Source organism: Acinetobacter sp. YH01020 (assembly GCF_013420275.1).
In the GTDB taxonomy this organism is placed as follows: domain Bacteria; phylum Pseudomonadota; class Gammaproteobacteria; order Pseudomonadales; family Moraxellaceae; genus Acinetobacter; species Acinetobacter amyesii.
On the sequence record NZ_VOYN01000003.1, the window covers coordinates 11,970 to 32,956 of the forward strand.

Here is a 20,987-nt window from a genome sequence, read left to right on the forward strand (position 1 = left end):
TTTGTATATAAAAAAAGTTTAGATATATCTAAAGTTGTCTTTTCACACCGCCCCACGACCATATCGAGTTTATTCGATATACATTAGGCTTTTTATATCGTATTATTTCGATATAAAGATCTCTGAGAGAAAACATGCGTACTCTAGCCGATACAAAATTTTCAATACTTGAACTCGCACCTGTTCGAGATGATAAAACCATCGAATTTTCGCTCAAACATGCACTCCAGTTAGCGCAGAGAGCAGAAGAGCTTGGCTATGAACGTCTATGGTTAGCCGAACACCACAATATGGACGGCATCGCAAGTTCTGCAACTGCGGTTTTACTCGGTTATCTCTTAGCAAATACACAATCTATCAAGCTCGGTTCAGGTGGGATTATGTTGCCCAACCATGCGCCTTTAGTTGTCGCTGAACAATTTGGCACACTTGAAACGTTATATCCTGGACGTATTGAACTCGGTTTAGGTCGCGCACCAGGTACTGACCAAACCACCATGCGCGCACTACGCCGTGGCCGTCAGGAAACCGAAGATCAATTTCCACAAGATGTTCTTGAGATTTTACAATACTTCAAAGCACCTGAACCTCACCAGCGAATCATTGCCACACCGGGACAAAATACACATGTTCCTGTATGGCTTCTAGGTTCAAGTCTATTCAGTGCACAACTCGCTGCACGTTTAGGTCTACCCTATTCTTTTGCTTCACATTTCGCACCACGCATGCTTGGACAAGCAATTCAGCTCTATCGTGAAAATTTCCAAGCATCCGAATATTTAGATCAACCTTATGTCTCTATGGGCGTACCAACGGTTGTTGCTGAAACAGATGAAGAAGCAGAATATCTGGCGACGAGTGCTTATCAACGCGTTTTAGGTTTAATGCGTGGTCAAAGTTTAAAACTCAAAGCTCCAGTCGACAGTATGCAAGGCTTATGGTCTGCTGCAGAAAAGATGTCTGTTGATAATTTCTACGCTATGGGACAAGTCGGTTCAAATGCAACCGTTCGAGCAGGTTTAGAAAACCTACTCACCAAATATGACGTTGATGAATTTATTTTCACCTGTGACATTTACGATACCGACAAGCGCATTGAAAACTTCGAACGTTTAATGCAAATCAAAAATGATCTCGCTTAAGACTCTAAGCTTAATAATCTAATCCAAGCGTTTAATCCGTCTAAAGGCAGAATTGTGACTACATGTTTTGTGGTTCTTTAGACGGATAGCAGTCAACAGATAATATGGTTTCGGCTAACAACGACCAAACCTGTACTTAAAAACCATCATTGCCTCAACGAAATAATTGCTTTACTCATTTTCATTCCTGTATAAATATTAAACACAAGCAAAACAATGAGAAAAATAAGCAGATGAGCCAATATATTAATAAACCCACACCCGCATTTATCGCAGCAAGTTGGTGTGCCCTCATTTTAGGCGCTGTAGTGTTTTGCATAGGTTTATTCAATGCAAATATGATGCTGAATGAAAAAGGCTTTTATCTCATTTTATTGCTCTATGGATTATTTTCATCGGTTTCACTACAAAAAATCATTCGTGACCGTTTAGAAGGAATGCATGTCACTGCAATCTACTTTGGACTGTGCTGGGCATCCGTCATTATTTGCCTCGTACTTCTTGCCATTGGTCTATGGAATGCTGAACTGGCATTAAGTGAAAAAGGTTTTTACATGATGGCTTTCCTAATGAGTCTGTTTGGTGCAGTTGCTGTACAAAAAAATATTCGTGATATGGACTATTTACGTACCCATACCGACCAACCCGAACTTAAACATTCAACCACGAGTCAGCTTGACTATAACTCATCAGATGATGAACCACTTTAAAACTCACAAAATTATAGATCTCAAAAGCTGTTCATGCAGGTCGCTCATTATTTCGACCTGCTTGAGCGAAAGATGAACTTCAACGCATAAAAAAATCAGTTCACTCCTAGAAATGTATAAATGACAAGGGCCAAGCAAATCAATTCTAGACAAATTGTATGACTCATCAGACTGAAAAAACGCTTTACCCCGACTGGCCCATCACAGAATATATTCCTATCTAAGACTCAACTAAAAAAACAAAAGACAAGGAATAAATATGGCCAACAAGCAGGATGCAACCCACCATATTTTTAATAATCATCTAGAGGATTTTGAACACTTTCGTGGAACGATCATCAGTTCAGAACAGATCAAAGATTATGATTTTAAGAATCAAAAAATCGCAATTATTGGGATAGATCAGCATGTGGTCTCTGAACTACATCATCTATGTCAGGTTGCAGATAACATCATGGTCTATCAAATCAAACCGCAATTTGTTTTACCGCGTACTGAACGTCTATTGAATAAATTAATTCAACATCCACTGATTGCAAAAAATCGACGTTTATTTAGCAATCGTATTAAGAGTATTTTGGCGATTCGCTTTTTAGAAGATCAAGTGCCGAACCATTGGTTAAGACATTTACTCAGTCCAAATACCGCAATTCAGAACAAAACCTTCCTAAAATCTGATCATTATTATGCAGCATTACAGCAGCCAAACTGCATCTTAAATACTTGGCCAATTGCAAAAATTCAGAGTAATTCAATCACGGCTTTAGATGAGCATACGTTTGAGTGTGATGTCATTGTGCGCAGCGAATCTAACCAGCCTAAAGAAAAGTAATTACAATGAAATGATTTTCACATAACATTTACTATAATTTATCCGATTGATCAAAACTCACAACACCAAAAGCCATCTCTGGCGGCTTTTGCTAGATCCCCTACTATATTGGATACTTTCATTCGATAAGGCTAAGGATTCTTAAAAATCCATAAATGAAAATAGCTTTATCAGCTCTATTGCATAAATCATGCATCAGCACTACACCTGTAGATAGAGCGAGTTTATAGAGGTGTAACTTGGAATAATTATGATCAATATAGCTATAAGAAGATTAGTCAAACCAATAATTTTTTCAGTGCTTATTTTTTTTACACAGCTCTATTTACTCCTTAACTGTAAGTTGAAAAATTTATATTGATGCTTATGTTCAACCGATATTTACCTATATTGTTATCTATATTTAATAGGAAAATAACAGATTGAAATCCAGTTTAAATATCAATTTATATCGGAGTTTAGAGCCTGAATGTTATTAATTTGACTATTTTTCACCCACATCAATTAAATAAATGGTGCCATTTCTTTATATTTAGTATCCAAAAGCAACTGTTTGATTATTTTTTATTCTATTTTCTGCCTATTTTTTTAGCATTTAAATTAGTATTTTTGAAAAATTGATTAAATATTAAACCATATTAGCTAAATCTTGTATTTATACAACTCATATCAAGTGGATTATTCAGGCTTAATTCATAGATAAAAATACAGCAAAACACGGATTTTTATAAAAGATTTGTGCTGTCAATTTGGCCATATTTTATAAATTTTCAGCCAAAGAAATTCATCGAACTGGTACACAAATGAATGCAAAAATTGCTTAAAATTTAAGTCTAAATATTGAGGAAAATTTTCATCAATATCTTAAATATTTATCATTCATTAAAAGTATGACAAACCAGAAATTAATACTATTTTTATATAATTTATACAGTAATTTATTATCATCAGAAGAGCCACTAAAGTGGCTCAATTTACACTTAACCAATGCGACGCTTCAGTCCGGTCATTTGTAAAACACGTGTAGAAATTTCTTCAATCGACATTTCTGACACGTTTAAGTATTTAATTCCTTCTGAAATATAAATACCTTCAATCGCACGTAATTCCATCTGGCACTGACTAAAACTTGCATAACGACTATTGGCCTTACGTTCTGAACGAATTGCTACAAGGCGCTCTGCATCAATCATCAAGCCAAATAACTTATGCTTATGTTCACGTAAAACTGCAGGTAAACGGTTGTCATCCAAGTCTTCTTCTGTCAACGGATAGTTCGCTACACGAATACCAAATTGCAAAGAGAGATAGATGGAAGTCGGTGTTTTACCCGAACGTGACACGCCAATTAAAATTAAGTCGGCTTTGTCATAATGACGAGTACGTGCCCCATCATCGTTATCTAAAGCAAAATGCACCGCATCAATACGTGCTTTATAAGACTCAGAATCTGTTACTGCATGGGTTTGACCGACTAAAGTTGTAGGAGCTGTGCCTAACTCGTCAGATAATTTACTAATAAGCCCTTCAAAAACATCAAGATTTACTGCATCTGCCGTATTAATAATGTCACGTACATACGGGTCAACAAGGGTGTCAAACACCAAAGGCTTTTGACCGTCTTGCTGCGCTCTAAGATTGATCTCTGCAACCACATTTGTAGCTGCTTCTTCAGAGGTAATATAAGGAATAATATGAATGTCAAAATCTACATGAGGGAACTGGGCTAACAGTGAATGACCAAGCGTTTCTGCGGTAATCGCGGTACCATCCGAAACAAAGAAAACACTACGCTGAATCTGTTTACCTTCTGACATTAAAATTCTCCTCCAAAATTTGTCTTAGTGCTATATAATCATTATAGTAAACCATCTTACATGACTGTCACTTAGTAAATTTAGAATGCTAAGTAATTTGTTATAATTTCATGCCAAGATAGTGATTAATACTGCAAAAGTGGAGTAACAACTTTGGAAGCGCGCGTAATTGGTCTAGAAAAATTAGGGAAACACGACGTAGAACTCGTGGGCGGTAAAAACTCATCATTAGGTGAAATGATCAGCCATCTCGCAAATGCTGGTGTATCTGTTCCTGGTGGTTTTGCTACTACAGCTCAAGCATATCGTGAATTCCTCGAGCAAAGTGGCCTGAACGCTAAAATTAACGCTGAACTTGCTGCACTCAATGTTGACGATGTAAATGCACTTGCTGAAACTGGTGCGAAAATCCGTCAATGGATTGTAGACACTCCGCTGACTGCTGAACTTGAAAAAGAAATTCGTGAAGCTTTCACAGCTCTTTCAAACGGCAACCCTGAAATCGCGGTTGCCGTTCGTTCATCTGCAACTGCAGAAGACTTACCAGACGCTTCATTTGCAGGCCAACAAGAAACTTTCTTGAACATCCGTGGTATCGATAACATCCTTGTTGCGATTAAAGAAGTATTTGCTTCACTTTATAACGACCGCGCAATTTCTTACCGTGTACACCAAAACTTCGCACATGACGTCGTTGCGTTATCTGCTGGTGTTCAACGCATGGTTCGCTCTGAAACAGGTGCTGCTGGTGTAATGTTTACACTTGATACAGAATCTGGTTTCCGTGACGCAGTTTTCATCACAGCATCTTATGGCTTGGGTGAAATGGTTGTACAAGGTGCAGTTAACCCTGACGAATTCTATGTATCTAAACCACTTCTAAATGCAGGAAAACACGCTGTATTACGTCGTAACCTTGGTTCTAAACACCAAAAAATGATTTATGGTGAAGAAGGTGCTGCGGGTAAATCAGTGGTTGTTGTAGACGTTGAAAAAGCAGATCGTCAACAATTCGCTTTAAATGACCACGAACTTCAAGAACTTGCTAAACAAGCATTGATCATTGAAAACCATTACGGTTCAGCAATGGACATCGAATGGGCGAAAGATGGCGATGATGGCCAAATCTATATCGTTCAAGCACGTCCTGAAACTGTGAAGAGCCGTCAAAATGTAGGCACAATGGAACGCTACCTTCTTAAACAAAAAGGTAATGTGATTTGTGAAGGTCGTTCAATCGGTCAACGTATTGGTTCTGGTCGCGTGCGTATCGTGACTTCAATCAAAGAAATGGACAAAGTTCAAGACGGCGACGTACTTGTATCTGACATGACTGACCCAGATTGGGAACCAGTAATGAAACGTGCTGCTGCGATTGTCACTAACCGTGGTGGTCGTACTTGTCACGCTGCGATTATTGCACGTGAACTTGGTGTCCCTGCAATCGTAGGTTGTGGTAATGCAACTGAAGTATTGACTGACGGTCAAGAAGTGACTGTGTCTTGCGCTGAAGGTGACACAGGCTTTATTTACGAAGGTTCTTTGGACTTTGAAATCCAACGCAACTCTATCGAATCTATGCCTAAACTTCCGTTCAAAATCATGATGAACGTAGGTAACCCTGACCGCGCATTTGACTTTGCTCAAATTCCTAACGAAGGTGTTGGTCTTGCTCGTCTTGAGTTCATCATCAACCGTATGATCGGTGTACACCCTAAAGCATTGCTTAACATTGACAGCTTACCACGTGAAACTCGTGCTGCTGTAATGTCACGTACTGCGGGTTATGCATCCCCTATCGAATTCTATGTTGAAAAACTAGTTGAAGGTATTTCTACTCTTGCTGCAGCGTTTGCTGACAAACCAGTGATTGTTCGTATGTCTGACTTTAAGTCAAACGAATACGCAAACTTAATCGGTGGTAAGTTATACGAACCTGAAGAAGAAAACCCAATGCTTGGCTTCCGTGGTGCAAGCCGTTATGTGTCTGACAACTTCCGTGACTGCTTCGAACTTGAATGCCGCGCACTGAAAAAAGCACGTGATGAAATGGGCTTAACTAACATTCAAATCATGATTCCTTTCGTACGTACTGTTGCTGAAGCGAAACGAGTTATTGAATTGTTAGCGCTTAACGGTCTTAAACGTGGTGAAAATGGTCTTAAAGTGATCATGATGTGTGAACTTCCAACTAACGCATTGTTGGCTGAACAGTTCCTTGAACATTTCGACGGTTTCTCTATCGGTTCTAACGACTTAACTCAGTTAACACTCGGTCTAGACCGTGACTCTGGTATCGTTTCTCACCTATTTGATGAACGTGATCCAGCCGTTAAAGCACTTCTATCAATGGCAATCCATGCTTGTCGTAAAGCTGGCAAATACGTAGGTATTTGTGGTCAAGGTCCTTCAGATCACCCTGACCTAGCTAAATGGTTAATGGAACAAGGCATTGAGTCTGTTTCGCTTAACCCAGACTCAGTATTAGACACATGGTTCTTCCTTTCTGAAGAAAAAGCTCAACAAGCTTAATAAACTGTGTTAAAAAAAGACCCACATGTGGGTCTTTTTTTTTATTTATACTTTTACAGACGTTTTTTGAGATTTTAGTTTTATGCAGATTTACTTGGCACGAAATAACCAACAAGCTGGTCCCTACACCTTAGAACAACTTAACCAAATGCTCGCGAGCCAACAAGTGTTACTCACGGACTTGGTTTGGCACCAAGGTATGACCGAATGGAAAGCTTTGGGTGAACTCACTCAAGGTCAGTTGGTTTATATGCCTGCAGGATATACTGCACCAACAGCATTCGAATCAAATCAAACTGCAACTACGCCATCAAATACCTATGCACAGCCTCAAGCGGTACAAGAGCAAACTAGCCTAGCTAGTATTCCTAAACGTGTTTTGGCGAAAATCGTCGATTTACTGCTTTGGATACCAGCAACTTTTATCTTAACGGCATTTTTTAGTCCAAGTGAAAAGACACAATTTGCAAATCTGAATGAACAGTTTATGCAAGCTGTGATGACCCCAAATGCTGACCCCAATGTTTTACAAGCACTACAAACACAAATGGTTGAAATGTTTCCCAACCAAGCTTGGATTGCAATGTTTGCTTACCTCTTCATTATGCTTTTCATTCAAGCGTATTTGATTGCTAAATCAGGTCAAAGCATTGGTAAAAAAATCACCAAGATTAAAATTGTAGATGCCGAAACCAGTCAACCTGTAAACCTCATGCGTGGCTTCACTTTACGCAGTGTTTTATTTATTTTCCTGAACTTTTTATCAATGCCATTAAGCGTAATCATCGATTCCGTTTTCATTTTCGGCAAGAAGCGTCAAACCTTGCATGACAAATTGGCAAAAACCAAGGTAATAAACCAATAATTTTCACTTTTATTCAGGGATGATTTTTTCATCCCTTTTTTGTGCATTATATTGAAATTAAAATAAAATTTAGATAAAAAAAATACAATCCTGACTAGCAAAATAGGGTTTTAATACAGTCATTTAAAGCATCTTTATGTATAGCTTAGTTTGCCGATATCAGGCATAATGCCCTACAACGTAGCGGTGTCGCATCATTGTGACTGTTTTTTCATGTCTGAAAAAATCACAATCATGCGACACTTTATTCGCTATCCCAAATTTTAAATTTAGGGAATGGGACTCTTCACCGAGGTTGTAAAATGAGACAAACAATTTTAGCTGTATTGTCTTTATCTGCGATCGCTGCACTCTTAACTGGGTGTGGTGGTGATATGGTACTTCTAAACTCAAAAGGTCCAGTTGCTGAAGGTCAGTCAAACCTCATGCTTACTGCGATCTACCTAATGTTGTTGGTAGTTATTCCATCAGCACTTATGGCTCTTTGGTTTGGTTGGAAATATCGCGCGTCAAATAAAGATGCAGACTATGCACCTACTTGGGCACACTCGACTGCAATTGAAGTTGTAGTTTGGGGTATTCCCGTAATTATTATCGCTATTTTAGCTTGGTTAACTTGGTGGGGTTCCCACAAGTATGACCCTTACCGTCCACTCGAGTCAGATAAAGCTCCTTTAACTGTTCAAGTTATTGCTGAACAATTTAAATGGATCTTCATCTACCCTGAACAAGGCATCGCGACTGTAAACGAGATCCGCTTCCCTGAGAAAACTCCTGTAAGCCTTCGTTTAACATCTAACTTCACAATGAACTCATTTTTCATTCCGGCGTTAGGTGGTCAGATTTATGCTATGGCAGGTATGCAAACTCACTTGAACTTATTAGCTGATGAAACTAGTCCTGCTGAAGGCTTCCGTGGTTTCTCTTCTAACTATTCAGGTTATGGCTTCTCACAAATGCGCTTCCGTGCACATGCTGTGACTGATGCTCAGTTTGCTGAATGGGTTTCTGCTGTTAAAGCTGGTAATGGTTCTTCAGTTAATCCTGAAGCGGTTCAAAAAACTGTTTTAGACCAAGCTGAATTTGCAACCTTACGTGACGGCAACCGTTCTAAACACCAGATCGAAGTTTTAGTTGCCAAAGCAACTACTCCTGAAGAGAAGGCTCTAGCTGAAGCAATGAAGCCTTACCCTACTAAGCCACACCCAGTGACTTACTATTCTTCAGTTGAACCTAAATTGTTCGAATCAGTGATTAACAAATACATGAGCAACTACCACGGTGCTGATCATACAGCTACTGTTGGACACGAAGCTGCTGCTTCTGAAGCTCATGCAGGCGTTGAACATGCGACTGTTGCAGGGGAATAAGACATGAGCTTATTAGGTAAGTTAGGACCAGATGCAATTCCACACGACCCAATCGTGTTGGTTACTGTTGCAATGATGATCCTTGGCGGTATCGCAATTGTTGCTGGTATCACCTACTTTAAAAAATGGGGCTACTTGTGGAACGAATGGTTCACATCTGTAGACCATAAAAAAATTGGTATCATGTATATCCTCGTGTCAATTGTCATGCTTGTGCGTGGTTTTGCCGATGCGATTATGATGCGTCTTCAACTGTTCCTTGCAAAAGGTGGCGGTGAAGGTTACTTACACCCAGAACACTATGACCAGATCTTTACTGCCCATGGCGTAATCATGATCTTCTTCGTAGCAATGGGTCTAGTTGTTGGTTTAATGAACGTTGCTGTACCACTTCAAATTGGCGCACGTGACGTAGCATTCCCATTATTAAACTCTCTTAGCTTCTGGTTATTCGCCGGCGCTGCGGGCTTAATGATGGCTTCTCTTGCAATTGGTGAATTCGCTGCAACAGGTTGGATGGCTTACCCTCCACTTTCTGGCATCGAATACTCTCCAGGTGTAGGTGTAGACTACTATATCTGGGCACTTCAGGTTTCTGGTCTAGGTACGCTTCTTACTGGTGTTAACTTCTTCGTTACCATCATCAAAATGCGTGCGCCTGGCATGAAACTTATGGACATGCCTATTTTCACTTGGACTGCATTAGTTACTGTAGTGCTTATCGTTGCAACATTCCCAGTTTTGACTGCGACTATTGCAATGCTTTCACTTGACCGTTACTTCGGCTTCCATTTCTTTACAAATGACATGGGTGGTAGCCCTATGTTGTATGTAAACTTGATTTGGACTTGGGGTCACCCGGAAGTTTACATCTTGGTATTACCAGCTTTTGGTATTTACTCAGAAGTTACTGCTGTGTTCTCACGCAAAGCGTTGTTCGGCTACAAATCTATGGTGTACGCAACTGTAGCAATTGGTGTTCTTTCACTAGTTGTATGGGTTCACCACTTCTTTACAATGGGTGCTGGTGCCAACGTTAACGCGTTCTTCGGTATCATGACCATGATCATTGCGATCCCTACTGGTGTGAAAATCTTCTCTTGGTTATTCACCATGTACAAGGGCCGCATCACCTATACAACTCCAATGCTTTGGACACTTGGCTTCCTTGTGACTTTCGGTATTGGTGGTTTAACAGGCGTATTAATGGCAGTTCCACCAGCGGACTTCTTAGTACACAACTCTTTATTCCTTATCGCTCACTTCCATAACGTAATTATTGGTGGTGTAGTGTTCGCGATGTTCGCGGGTATCATTTTCTACTGGCCAAAAATGTTTGGTTGGAAACTGAATGAAACTTGGGGTAAAGCAGCGTTCTGGTTCTGGTTCTTCGGTTTCTACTTTGCATTCATGCCACTTTATATCCTTGGTTTCATGGGTATGACTCGTCGTTTGAATACATATGACAACCCTGAATGGGATCCGTACTTAGCGATCGCTTTATTTGGTTCTGTATTGGTTGCTATCGGTATCTTCTGTTTTGTTATGCAAATCGTTGTTGGTTTCCTTCAACGCAAAGACAACATGGACGTTACTGGCGATATCTGGGATGGTCGTACTCTTGAGTGGGCTACTTCATCTCCTTCACCATTCTATAACTTTGCTTATCTTCCAAAGATCAATGGTATTGATACTTTCTGGACTGACAAAGAAAATGGTGTTGCTTACGCTAAGCCAACTACATACGAAGACATCCATATGCCTACAAACCGTGCGGCAGGTTTCGTAATTGCAATGTTTATTACAGTTATGGGCTTCGCATTAATCTGGCATATCTGGTGGTTAGTCGTTGTAACTTTCATTGCTTCAATTATCAGCTTCATCGTTTCTTCTTTCACTAAGAAAGTTGACTACTATGTTCCAGCTGCAGAAGTTGAACGTATTGAAAATGAACGCTACGCGCTTCTTGAAAAACATTTGAAGAAGGACTAAGACAATGGCTGAAGTACTTCATCACGACAACCACGGACATGACGAACATCATCATCACGATGATACTGACATCACTGTCTTTGGTTTCTGGACTTACTTGATGAGTGACTTGGTTCTTTTCGGGACACTCTTCATCGCGTTCGCTGTATTAAGTAGCCACGTTCCAGTGGGTACGCCAAGTGCACAAGAGCTGTTTGGTGAATCTTTAGGTTTCGTTTTAACTGAAACTTTCGCCCTTCTTATCTCTTCTGTAACTTTTGGTTTTGCTGTTCTTGCAGCATACAAGAAAAATGTTGGTCAAGTTTTAACTTGGTTAGCAGTTACTTGGGTATTTGGTGCAGCCTTCATTGGCATGGAACTTTATGAATTCAATCATTTAGTTCATGCTGGTCATGGCCCAAGCACAAGTGCGTTCTTATCTGCGTTCTTTACTTTAGTTGGTACGCACGGTATTCACGTAACTTCTGGTTTGGTATGGATGCTTGTGTTGATGTTCCAAATCAAGAAATATGGTTTGACACTTCCAAACACTCGTCGTCTTGCTTGCCTAAGCTTGTTCTGGCACTTCCTTGACATCGTTTGGATCTGCGTATTCAGCGTTGTTTACTTGATGGGAGTTATCTAATGAGTCACGATCATAACTCTGCTGGTGCAGCTCACGGTAACGTTAAACAATATACAATCGGTTTTATCCTTTCTGTTCTACTTACCGTAATTCCATTCGGTATGGTAATGGCAGGTGGTTTTAGCCGCGGTCTATTGGTTGCCGTAATCGCGATTACTGCGGTTGCTCAGGTTCTTATTCAGTTAGTTTACTTCCTGCATATGAACTCTTCTTCAGAGCAACGCTGGAACGTGATTGCATTTGTTTATACAATCCTCACAATTGCTATCCTTTTAGTAGGTTCTGTGTGGATTATGAACTACCTTCACTTCAACATGATGATCTAAACTGGTCGTCATGCTGAAAAAGTATTTATTCCTGACTAAACCAGGAATTCTCTTTGGTAACTTTGTTACCGCTTTGGGTGGCTACTTTGTAGCTGCCCATGGTTCTGTAGATTTCCTTCTGTTGCTTCTTACCCTCTTAGGCACCCTCTTTGTGGTCGCTTCTGGATGTGTTGTCAATAACGTTATTGACCAAGACATCGACTCAAAAATGCAACGCACACAAAATCGTGCGATGGTTAAAAAATCAATCTCGATTCCTGTTGCTTTAGTTTTTGCTTTAGTTTTAGGTGTAATTGGTTTTAGCATTTTATGGTTCTGGGTAAATGCTTACGCTTTTCTTTTTGCTGTTATTGGTTTTGTCGTATACGTTGGTTTTTATAGCTTATGGACAAAACGAACAACAATCCATCAAACCATTATCGGCAGTCTTTCTGGCGCAGCGCCACCTGTAATCGGGTATACGGCTGTTGCAAACCAGTTTGATTTAGGTGCATTACTGATTTTTATTGGTTATGCATTTTGGCAAATGCCTCATTCTTGGGGAATTGCAGTTTACCGATTTGATGACTACAAAAATGCAGGAATTCCAATTTTACCTGTAGCTCGTTCAATTCACCGTACCAAAGTTGAGTCTTTGGTTTATGTGTTTTTGTTCTGCATGACCATGAATGGTTTATTCTTTTTTGGTTATGCAAATTGGATTTATATGATTGTCCTGAATGCCTTAAGTCTCTATTGGATTTATCTGACCATTCAAGGATTCAAAGCTGAAGATGATCAAATTTGGGCAAAACAATATTTCATGTTTTCAGTCAAATTGATCACAGTGATAAGTTTAATTTTTAGTTTTACTTCCACTGCCCCTCTGAACCCAATTGTATTTTTTTAAAGAAGATAGAGTTTTACTCTATCTTTTTTTATTTATGAATAGCTTCAAACCCTAAGCCCAACTTGATACCATTGCACACACAACTATAATTAACTGTGCCTTATGTCATATCAAAAAAAATTTATTCACTCTGCCCTTTTCACATCAAGTATTCCATTCGGTATTTTCTTTAGTATGCAAAGTCATGCAGGCATGGATATTTATTGTGAACCGTCGACACTTATTCAAACCAATGCTTATACCGCATGCGATGAACTCCCTGCGCTCACACCAGCAAATGACAATCAAACCAACATGCTGCTGTTGCTTAGCGATTTAGGTATTGCCAAATTTAATATTCAAGAAGATAAATCCACACTTTGGCGAACTAGCTACAGCAAAGTTCCATTTGAAGTTTCCAGTATCATGAGCACTAGCAGCAATAAACTGCCGAATGCGCGTAAACCTTTAAAAACACCTGATCTAAGTTTTAACGAACATTGCAACAGCATTCAAAATGGCGCACAAGCCTTTATTGAACAAGTCAAAAAAGACAGTAAGCTTTCAAGTAGTGAAAAAAACACCCTGATTCGCGAACGTCAAAAAATTAATGATTGCGACAATAAACTAACTTTGCTAAGCGTAAATCCCAATTGGTCAGTATCTGCACGCCAATATGCATCGTATTTAAACGCCACAATTTCGTTTTACAATGCTAACTTTTCCACAGCGACTAAGATTTATTCAGTATTAACTAATGTGGATCAACCTTGGCTGAAAGAAACATCACAATATATGTTGATTCGAAGTGCTTTAAATGAGGCTTATCAAAGTGGTTTAGGTGAATATGGCGATTTAGATCATGACAAACTTAACCAAAGTTTATTAACCAATTTTTTCAATAATATCACCCAGTACTTTAAGCTCTATCCCCAAGGTCAATATGCCGCAAGTGCACGCGGTTTATTAAGACGTGGATTTTGGCTCAGTGGAAAACATGATTTGCTGATTTATGAATACGTATGGCAAATCAATAATCCTAAATCCAGCGTTTATAACTTAGAGCTGCCCAATCTACCCTATGAATTAGATCGTCATGTATTTCAAAGTAAGCGTCTGAATGTCAAAAATTTGAAAGATCCGTTTTTCCTCACTATCTATGATCTGATGCACATGCGGAAAATACAAAGTTCCGATGATATTGTCATTTCCTGGGCTGAATTAAACGCACAAAAAAATTATTTTAAAGACGCGCCAGAACTGTTCCAGTATTTGCAAGCGAACCACTTATTTTATGTGCAAAACAAAGCACAAGAAGCCTTGAAATACCTTCCCCAACAAATGCCGAATAACATAGGCAGCTACCTTCAATTGAGCCAAGTCATGTTGAAAGGTCGCATTTTGGAAGCAAGTGGACAAAATCAAACAACGCAGCAATATTGGGAAAATCTACTTTCCATTAGCAAAACAGCTGAACAACGTGGTTTGGCTGAACTTATGCTGTATCGTTACTATGCTCAGCAGCAAAATACAGCACAATTTATCGGTCCCTCAGCAAAAATTAAACAAGCTTTTTTGCAGCAACAATATTTAGTTGAAGTTGCAAATGAACAAAGCTTAGTGAGTGTTGTGAAAAATATTGCAGCGACTCAGGATCAAAAAAATGTAGCACTTTATACCTTACTGAACAAATCACTGGCTTATCAAAATTTTGATTTATTTAATCAAGCCTATACCGAATTACCAACTAATGCAGCCCAGTTTAATAGTGAGCAAAATACTGCGGAGAAATATCGCTATCAACCACCATTTGCCAATTTCTTATGGAAAGGCATCACTGTCAGCAATTCAATCAAATGCCCTGACTTAGCGACATTGACCAAGCAATTACAAGCAAATCCGAAAGACCTGAGCCTGCAATTGTGTTTAGGTGAGTATGCGCGTAGTTCACAAGCCTACAGCATGGTCGATCTCAGCTATCAGTCAGATGATTCGCCACAAAGTTTTAAAGGTCGATATTTTGCACGCGGTGATGTATATAAAAATATTATTAAAACTGGAACCAAATCTGAATTAACCGCCTATGCGCTCTATCGCGCTATTCAATGTTATGCACCAAGTGGTAATAATGAATGCCAAGACAAAGATGTGAGTAAGTCTGTACGCAAACAATGGTTTGATCAAATCAAACGGGATTATCCTGAAACAAGTTGGGCTAAATCCTTAAAATATTATTGGTAATTTTCAATGCTTTTACAGGTGATGAGGCGGGTAAATACATTAGAACTTTTGTTCATATTGAGCATTGTTTTGTGTTCCGCTTGTTCACCTGCCCAATTTGGAAATACACAACAAGCTCACACCGAAATACAGCAACGTGTTAATGCAGCACATTATTCAAGTTTTTGGATTTGGGGCAATATTTCTAGTAGCCCCTACTTACAGCAAGCCACGGAGCTCTATATTTTACAAGGTGAAATGAATTGGAATAAACCGTTAAAGCAATCCGAGTTTATCCCACAAGGTATTCAAGTCCTCCATAAACCACAGCAGAAAATTTGGATTGTAATCCGTAGCCATCATTTACAATGGTCAAATAACAATATTCAGCAAATTTTGCAGCGGCTTAAACATTGGGAAAAAAATGGCAATCAGATTCAAGGCTTACAAATTGATTTTGATGCAAAGACACAAAATATCCATCGATATGCGGTATTCCTTGAAAAGATACGAAAGAAAATGCCTCAAAAATATCGTTTAAGCATTACGGGTTTAATGGATTGGACCAATGTTCAGGATCAGCAAACCTTAAAATTACTTGCTCAAAATATTGATGAGATTGCTATACAGACCTATCAAGGCAGCCACACCATTAAAAACTATACGCTTTATTTAAATAAAGTCTCAAAATTAAAACTCCCCTATAAAATTGGTCTTGTACAAAACGGGCTTTGGCAAGCACCTGCACATTTAGCGCAAGATCCTTATTTCAAAGGTTATGTGGTGTTTTTATTACGTACCGCTAATCGGCCTTAAACCATAAATAATTCAAGCATTTTAAATCCATGCCTTGTATTTCAAACCTAAACGCTCTAAAATTCACGCTTCGCAAACTTTGCGACACAACTTTAGTTGTGACTCCTTGCTTCAATCAATTAATGATTGGGGCTGCCTAAACCGTAAGGAGCTGACAATGCGTCACTACGAAATCGTACTATTGGTACATCCAGACCAAAGCGATCAAGTTGTGGGTATGGTAGAACGTTACCTAACTCACATCAAAGAAGCTGAAGGTCAAATCCACCGTCTTGAAGACTGGGGCCGTCGTCAATTGGCTTACCCAATCAACAAGATCCACAAAGCTCACTACATTCTTATGAATGTTGAGTGTGGTCAAACTACTCTTGATGAGCTAGAAGAATTGTTCCGTTATAACGATGCAATCATTCGTAGCCTTATCATCCGTCGTGAAAACGCTATCACTGAAGAGTCACTATTGGCTAAGAGTGCTGAAGAAAAACGTGCGCGTAAAGCTCAACGTGAAGAAGCACAACAAGCTCAAGACTCTGCTGAAGCATAAGGAGAACATAACATGGCACGTTTTTACCGTCGTCGCAAGTTCTGCCGCTTTACAGCTGAGAACGTTACGTACATCGACTACAAAGATATCGACACTTTAAAACAGTACATCACTGAAAACGGCAAGATTGTTCCTAGCCGTATTACAGGTACTAAAGCTCGTTACCAACGTCAATTAGCGCTAGCTATTAAACAAGCTCGCTACTTGTCTTTGATCCCTTACACTGACAATCATAAGTGAGGTTGAGCTGTGGATATTATCTTATTACAACGTATTAAAAACCTTGGTAAATTAGGCGATAAAGTTTCAGTTAAAGCTGGTTACGGCCGTAACTTCCTTATCCCTCAAGGTAAAGCAGTTGCTGCTACTGAAGCTAACACTGCTGCATTTGAAGCTCGTCGTGCTGAACTTGAGAAACAAGAAGCTGAAGTATTAGCTGCTGCTCAAGCACGTGCTGACCAATTGAACGAAGTTAACATCGTGATCACTGCTAAAGCTGGTGACGAAGGTAAACTATTCGGTTCTATCGGTACTCGTGACATCGCTGACGCGTTAACTAATGCTGGTCTTGTTGTAGACCGTGCAGAAGTTCGTTTACCAAATGGTGCGCTTCGCAACACTGGTGAATTCAACATCGCAATCCAATTGCATCATGATGTTGTCGCAGAAGTTCTAGTTACTATCGTAGCTGAGTAATTTCTTGCAAAGAAAAGAGCATGCTTACGCATGCTCTTTTTTTATCTGTAAAAAATAGTGCTCCAACTTTTTTATATTTTTAACTCTTCATTCAATTCAATGTATGAAGAATTAATCGGAAATACTTGTTCGCATTTCTGTAGAAAACGCCTATCATTTCAGTTCAATGAAGAGTTGAAAAAACTGTAATTAGCACCCATTTCCATCACATTAAATGGTTTCAGCATCAGGGATTTTTATGTCACAGGCGAATGCCAGCAAGCCAAACTCTACGCCAACAGCAAAAACCACAGAACAAAGTTCGTTGAAAGAGTTTCGTACCCCACCCCATAACCTAGCGATTGAACAAGCTGTGCTTGCCGCACTGATGACCGTTGCAGAATCATTTGAGCAAGTGGGTGATGTACTGACTGAAGCTGATTTTTATGCGACCCGTCATAAATATATTTTCCGTGCAATCGATCAACTGTCAAAAGATAGCTCACCTTATGATGCGGTATTGGTCAATGATTGGCTGATTAAACAAAACTTGCTCGATGCTGCAGGTGGCGAAGAATATCTGATGCAACTGATGTCAGATTCACCTTCAAGTTTCTATAACCTTGAAACTTATGCTGCTAAAATTAAAGAGTTTTCCACTTTACGCAGCATGATTAAAGTCAGCTCAGAAATTTTACAAAATGCCTATGACACCAAAGGTCGTACGGTCAGTGAAATTTTAGATCTAGCAGAAACCAATATTTTCTCGATTGCCGAGCAACACAACAACAACGCCAAAGCACAAGGCCCTAAAGCTATTAACTCTGTCGTTGCTAGTGTTTTTGATAAATTGAATGAACTTTCACAAACTGAAGGCAGTATCACGGGTTTAACCACTGGATTTGTAGAACTTGATAATAAAACCTCAGGTATGCAAGCAGGCGATTTAATTATTGTAGCGGCCCGTCCATCGATGGGTAAAACCACTTTTGCCATGAACTTGGTTGAAAGTGTGCTGTTTAATAACAACCTGCCCGCTCTGGTTTATTCCATGGAGATGCCTGCAGACTCAATTGCAATGCGTTTGATTTCATCGTTCGGTCGTGTACATCAAGGGCATTTGCGTGCAGGTAAAATGGATGCTGATGAATGGTCAAAAGTGACCAGTACCATTGTGCATCTCCAAGAAAAGAATTTGTATATCGATGACTCGTCTGCACTACCTCCAACTGAAGTACGTGCCCGTGCGCGCCGAATTGCCAAAATGCACGGCGGTAAACTTGGCTGTATCATGGTCGATTATTTGCAGCTTATGAAAGTACCCGGTATGGGTGATAACCGTGTTGGCGAGATCTCGGAAATTTCTCGAAGCTTAAAGGCACTGGCTAAAGAAATGCACTGCCCAGTAATTGCACTGTCTCAGTTGAATCGATCACTGGAAAACCGTCCTAATAAACGCCCAGTGATGTCCGACTTACGTGAATCGGGTGCAATCGAGCAGGATGCCGATTTGATCATGTTTATTTACCGCGACGAGGTTTATAACAAAGAGTCTAAAGAAGCAGGTACTGCAGAAATTATTATTGGTAAACAGCGTAACGGTCCAATTGGTACTGTGCGTCTTGCCTTCGAAGGTCAATACACCAAATTTAGTAACCTCTCCCCTGAGTTTTATGCTCAGTATGATGATGAAGAGTAAAGACTCTTTATCATCCATTAATTCATCGACCCTGTAGGAGTATTTAGGGTGCGCCAAGCTACAGTTTATATTGATCAACAAGCACTTCAATATAATTTAAACCGTGTCAAACAACTTGCCCCAACCGCTAAAATTGTAAGCATGGTGAAAGCCAATGCTTATGGACATGGAGTTAAAGACTGCTTAGCAGCCTTAAAAGACAGTGATGCCTTCGGTGTTGCCTGCCTAGAAGAAGCCTTAGAAATTCGCGAACTGGGTTATGAACAACCCATTACTTTAATTGAAGGCATTTTCTCAGATGATGAAATGCAAATTATAATCGATAAAAAAATTGAATGTGTGGTGCATCATCAGCAACAACTAGATTGGTTACGTGCACATAAGGATGCCTATATTGCTCAAGGTCTGAAAGTTTGGGTCAAACTCAACAGCGGTATGAACCGTTTAGGTTTTAAAGTGCCTGAAATTATTGATGTCATCAATGCTTTAAAGGCGGAAGGTTTTACTTGCGTACTGGCGATGCACTTTGCCAATGCAGACGCAGAAAATCATCCTTTAAATGACCAACAACGTGAACAATTCTTACACGTAAAAGAAGCTTGTGCGCCAATCATGGGTTCGTGCTGTAACTCGGCTGCGATTTTCAAATGGCCAGAACTGAATTTTGATTTTGTTCGCCCAGGCATCATGCTATATGGCGCGACACCTTTCTCAGACCGTTCTGTAGAAGCATTAGATCTTAAACCGGTGATGACCTTTACCGCTGAAGTGATTGCTTTAAATACCATTCAAGCTGGTGAATCTGTGGGTTATGGATCGACTTTCGTTGCAGAACAAGAAATGAATCTTGCGATTGTGTCGATTGGTTATGGTGACGGTTATCCACGTGCCTTCCCTAAACAAAACTATGTATCCATCCATGGACAGAAAACGCGTGTGATTGGCCGTGTTGCCATGGATATGATTGCGATTGATATCACCGGTATGCATGCACCGATAGGCACTGAAGTTGAGCTTTGGGGCAAAGATCGTCTGGTTGATGACGTTGCAGAAGCGAACGGAACCATTGGCTATGAATTATTATGCCGTATGAGCGCGCGCCCTGTACGTAAATTAGCTTAATTACGCCAAATCAAAAAGCCCAGATCAAATCTGGGCTTTTTTTATCTCGCTTTTTTTATTCACTTTTTAAATTGATCGATTTGTTGTTCAAATGGTTATTGAAAATAGTCAGCTGTTGGTTTTGCCAATTCAATCAAACCCTGACGCAATGCTTCTGACCAGCCTTTACTGATCATGGTGAAATATGGGTCCTCTTCATAAATGCGCTTACCATTTGGTATTTCTAAACTGTCTTTTTTATAAACCAAAGCATCTAAAGGCATACCCACTGACACATTTGAGCGTATCGTTGAATCAAAAGAAATTAAGCTACAACGCATTGCTTCATCGAGCGGCATATCGTAACGCAAAGTTCGGTCGAGTATCGGCTTGCCATATTTGCTTTCGCCAATTTGAAAATATGGGGTATCTGGTGTCGCACAAATAAAGTTGCCTTGTGGATAGATGTTATATAACTGCATATCCGCACTGCCAATTTGACCGCCTACCAATAAACTACAGTAATAATTACTTTGTTCTAAAATATCTGAGGTGACATCTGAGATGACTTTTTTTAAGGTATGCCCGACCAATTCAGCCACTTCGAACATCGTATTTACACTATATAAATTCGGCTCTTGTTTGACCTCTAGCTGATTTTGTAAATGCCCAATGACCGCTTGTGTTGTGGCTAAATTTCCAGAGGTTTGGATGGTAATAAATCGCTCACCCACAATACCAAAGGAATAAAGTTTGCGAAAAACTGAAATATGGTCAACACCTGCATTTGTCCGTGTATCACTGATAAATACCATGCCATCTTTTAACCGTAATGCACAACAATAGGTCATTT

Annotated in this window: 19 protein-coding genes; 17 read left to right on the top strand and 2 right to left on the bottom strand. The window is 39.7% G+C overall.

The window, feature by feature from the left end:
- Positions 1-134: 134 nt before the first annotated feature.
- The 3 genes from FTT85_RS01915 (at position 135) to FTT85_RS01925 (ending at position 2,684) form a co-directional block, all read left to right on the top strand.
- Entirely contained in the window at positions 135-1,142 is a 1,008-nt protein-coding gene (locus tag FTT85_RS01915) for an LLM class flavin-dependent oxidoreductase (RefSeq protein WP_180172139.1), read from the top strand.
- A 233-nt stretch (positions 1,143-1,375) separates the two neighbouring features.
- Positions 1,376-1,852 carry an inner membrane protein YiaA gene (gene yiaA / locus FTT85_RS01920; protein WP_180007913.1) on the top strand — a complete coding sequence of 159 codons (477 nt, stop codon included), beginning with the start codon at positions 1,376-1,378 and terminating at the stop codon, positions 1,850-1,852.
- 259 nt (positions 1,853-2,111) lie between these two features.
- Positions 2,112-2,684 carry a flavoprotein gene (locus tag FTT85_RS01925; RefSeq protein ID WP_180004943.1) on the top strand — a complete coding sequence of 191 codons (573 nt, stop codon included), beginning with the start codon at positions 2,112-2,114 and terminating at the stop codon, positions 2,682-2,684.
- Positions 2,685-3,664: 980 nt separating this feature from the next.
- Here FTT85_RS01925 and FTT85_RS01930 read toward each other — a convergent pair.
- Positions 3,665-4,501, bottom strand: a complete 837-nt coding sequence (locus tag FTT85_RS01930) for a pyruvate, water dikinase regulatory protein (RefSeq protein ID WP_168377735.1) — start codon at positions 4,499-4,501, stop codon at positions 3,665-3,667.
- Between the two features lie 153 nt (positions 4,502-4,654).
- On the opposite strand from FTT85_RS01930, the gene ppsA reads away from it, so the two are divergent.
- The 14 genes from ppsA to alr all read left to right on the top strand — a co-directional run bounded on the left by ppsA (position 4,655) and on the right by alr (position 20,155).
- A complete protein-coding gene (gene ppsA, locus FTT85_RS01935; protein ID WP_078188577.1) occupies positions 4,655-7,033 on the top strand; it encodes a phosphoenolpyruvate synthase in 2,379 nt (792 codons plus the stop codon).
- A gap of 82 nt (positions 7,034-7,115) precedes the next feature.
- Positions 7,116-7,898 (top strand): RDD family protein, encoded by a 783-nt coding sequence (locus FTT85_RS01940; protein ID WP_180005233.1) that lies wholly within the window; start codon positions 7,116-7,118, stop codon positions 7,896-7,898.
- A 302-nt stretch (positions 7,899-8,200) separates the two neighbouring features.
- Entirely contained in the window at positions 8,201-9,268 is a 1,068-nt protein-coding gene (cyoA, locus tag FTT85_RS01945) for a ubiquinol oxidase subunit II (protein WP_078193967.1), read from the top strand.
- A gap of 3 nt (positions 9,269-9,271) precedes the next feature.
- The gene (gene cyoB, locus FTT85_RS01950; protein WP_078193968.1) at positions 9,272-11,260 is read left to right on the top strand and encodes a cytochrome o ubiquinol oxidase subunit I; all 1,989 of its coding nucleotides are present in this window, start codon (positions 9,272-9,274) and stop codon (positions 11,258-11,260) included.
- Positions 11,261-11,264: 4 nt separating this feature from the next.
- Positions 11,265-11,885 carry a cytochrome o ubiquinol oxidase subunit III gene (gene cyoC, locus FTT85_RS01955; RefSeq protein ID WP_078188581.1) on the top strand — a complete coding sequence of 207 codons (621 nt, stop codon included), beginning with the start codon at positions 11,265-11,267 and terminating at the stop codon, positions 11,883-11,885.
- The gene (locus FTT85_RS01960; protein ID WP_078188582.1) at positions 11,885-12,211 is read left to right on the top strand and encodes a cytochrome o ubiquinol oxidase subunit IV; all 327 of its coding nucleotides are present in this window, start codon (positions 11,885-11,887) and stop codon (positions 12,209-12,211) included. The genes cyoC and FTT85_RS01960 overlap by 1 nt, the downstream gene beginning before the upstream one ends.
- 10 nt (positions 12,212-12,221) lie before the next feature.
- Complete coding sequence (cyoE, locus tag FTT85_RS01965) at positions 12,222-13,100, top strand: heme o synthase (protein ID WP_180182700.1); 879 nt, start codon at positions 12,222-12,224, stop codon at positions 13,098-13,100.
- A 102-nt stretch (positions 13,101-13,202) separates the two neighbouring features.
- Complete coding sequence (locus tag FTT85_RS01970) at positions 13,203-15,320, top strand: hypothetical protein (RefSeq protein WP_180182701.1); 2,118 nt, start codon at positions 13,203-13,205, stop codon at positions 15,318-15,320.
- Between the two features lie 6 nt (positions 15,321-15,326).
- Positions 15,327-16,115, top strand: coding sequence for a DUF3142 domain-containing protein (locus FTT85_RS01975; protein ID WP_180182702.1), 789 nt, complete (start codon positions 15,327-15,329; stop codon positions 16,113-16,115).
- A 157-nt stretch (positions 16,116-16,272) separates the two neighbouring features.
- Positions 16,273-16,659 carry a 30S ribosomal protein S6 gene (gene rpsF / locus FTT85_RS01980; RefSeq protein ID WP_004696436.1) on the top strand — a complete coding sequence of 129 codons (387 nt, stop codon included), beginning with the start codon at positions 16,273-16,275 and terminating at the stop codon, positions 16,657-16,659.
- Positions 16,660-16,671: 12 nt separating this feature from the next.
- Positions 16,672-16,899, top strand: a complete 228-nt coding sequence (gene rpsR / locus FTT85_RS01985) for a 30S ribosomal protein S18 (protein ID WP_004278792.1) — start codon at positions 16,672-16,674, stop codon at positions 16,897-16,899.
- 9 nt (positions 16,900-16,908) lie between these two features.
- Positions 16,909-17,355, top strand: a complete 447-nt coding sequence (gene rplI, locus FTT85_RS01990; protein ID WP_078188585.1) for a 50S ribosomal protein L9 — start codon at positions 16,909-16,911, stop codon at positions 17,353-17,355.
- Positions 17,356-17,593: 238 nt separating this feature from the next.
- Positions 17,594-19,033: a replicative DNA helicase gene (dnaB, locus tag FTT85_RS01995; protein ID WP_078188586.1), complete on the top strand. Its 1,440-nt coding sequence runs from the start codon at positions 17,594-17,596 to the stop codon at positions 19,031-19,033.
- Positions 19,034-19,081: 48 nt separating this feature from the next.
- Entirely contained in the window at positions 19,082-20,155 is a 1,074-nt protein-coding gene (gene alr / locus FTT85_RS02000; protein ID WP_180073997.1) for an alanine racemase, read from the top strand.
- 95 nt (positions 20,156-20,250) lie between these two features.
- Here the strand turns inward: alr and FTT85_RS02005 are convergent, their stop codons facing one another.
- Complete coding sequence (locus FTT85_RS02005) at positions 20,251-20,985, bottom strand: proteasome-type protease (protein WP_168377741.1); 735 nt, start codon at positions 20,983-20,985, stop codon at positions 20,251-20,253.
- Between the last annotated feature and the right edge of the window lie 2 nt (positions 20,986-20,987).

What these genes read in the sequence shown, in the direction of transcription:
- FTT85_RS01940 (WP_180005233.1), top strand. Translation starts at nt 7,116, where the DNA reads ATGCAGATTTACTTGGCACGAAATAACCAACAAGCTGGTCCCTACACC.
- FTT85_RS01925 (WP_180004943.1), top strand. Translation starts at nt 2,112, where the DNA reads ATGGCCAACAAGCAGGATGCAACCCACCATATTTTTAATAATCATCTA.
- cyoE (WP_180182700.1), top strand. Translation starts at nt 12,222, where the DNA reads ATGCTGAAAAAGTATTTATTCCTGACTAAACCAGGAATTCTCTTTGGT.
- cyoC (WP_078188581.1), top strand. Translation starts at nt 11,265, where the DNA reads ATGGCTGAAGTACTTCATCACGACAACCACGGACATGACGAACATCAT.
- FTT85_RS01975 (WP_180182702.1), top strand. Translation starts at nt 15,327, where the DNA reads ATGCTTTTACAGGTGATGAGGCGGGTAAATACATTAGAACTTTTGTTC.
- FTT85_RS01915 (WP_180172139.1), top strand. Translation starts at nt 135, where the DNA reads ATGCGTACTCTAGCCGATACAAAATTTTCAATACTTGAACTCGCACCT.
- rpsR (WP_004278792.1), top strand. Translation starts at nt 16,672, where the DNA reads ATGGCACGTTTTTACCGTCGTCGCAAGTTCTGCCGCTTTACAGCTGAG.
- rpsF (WP_004696436.1), top strand. Translation starts at nt 16,273, where the DNA reads ATGCGTCACTACGAAATCGTACTATTGGTACATCCAGACCAAAGCGAT.
- cyoB (WP_078193968.1), top strand. Translation starts at nt 9,272, where the DNA reads ATGAGCTTATTAGGTAAGTTAGGACCAGATGCAATTCCACACGACCCA.
- dnaB (WP_078188586.1), top strand. Translation starts at nt 17,594, where the DNA reads ATGTCACAGGCGAATGCCAGCAAGCCAAACTCTACGCCAACAGCAAAA.
- FTT85_RS02005 (WP_168377741.1), bottom strand. Translation starts at nt 20,985, where the DNA reads ATGACCTATTGTTGTGCATTACGGTTAAAAGATGGCATGGTATTTATC.
- FTT85_RS01970 (WP_180182701.1), top strand. Translation starts at nt 13,203, where the DNA reads ATGTCATATCAAAAAAAATTTATTCACTCTGCCCTTTTCACATCAAGT.
- FTT85_RS01930 (WP_168377735.1), bottom strand. Translation starts at nt 4,501, where the DNA reads ATGTCAGAAGGTAAACAGATTCAGCGTAGTGTTTTCTTTGTTTCGGAT.
- FTT85_RS01960 (WP_078188582.1), top strand. Translation starts at nt 11,885, where the DNA reads ATGAGTCACGATCATAACTCTGCTGGTGCAGCTCACGGTAACGTTAAA.
- cyoA (WP_078193967.1), top strand. Translation starts at nt 8,201, where the DNA reads ATGAGACAAACAATTTTAGCTGTATTGTCTTTATCTGCGATCGCTGCA.
- yiaA (WP_180007913.1), top strand. Translation starts at nt 1,376, where the DNA reads ATGAGCCAATATATTAATAAACCCACACCCGCATTTATCGCAGCAAGT.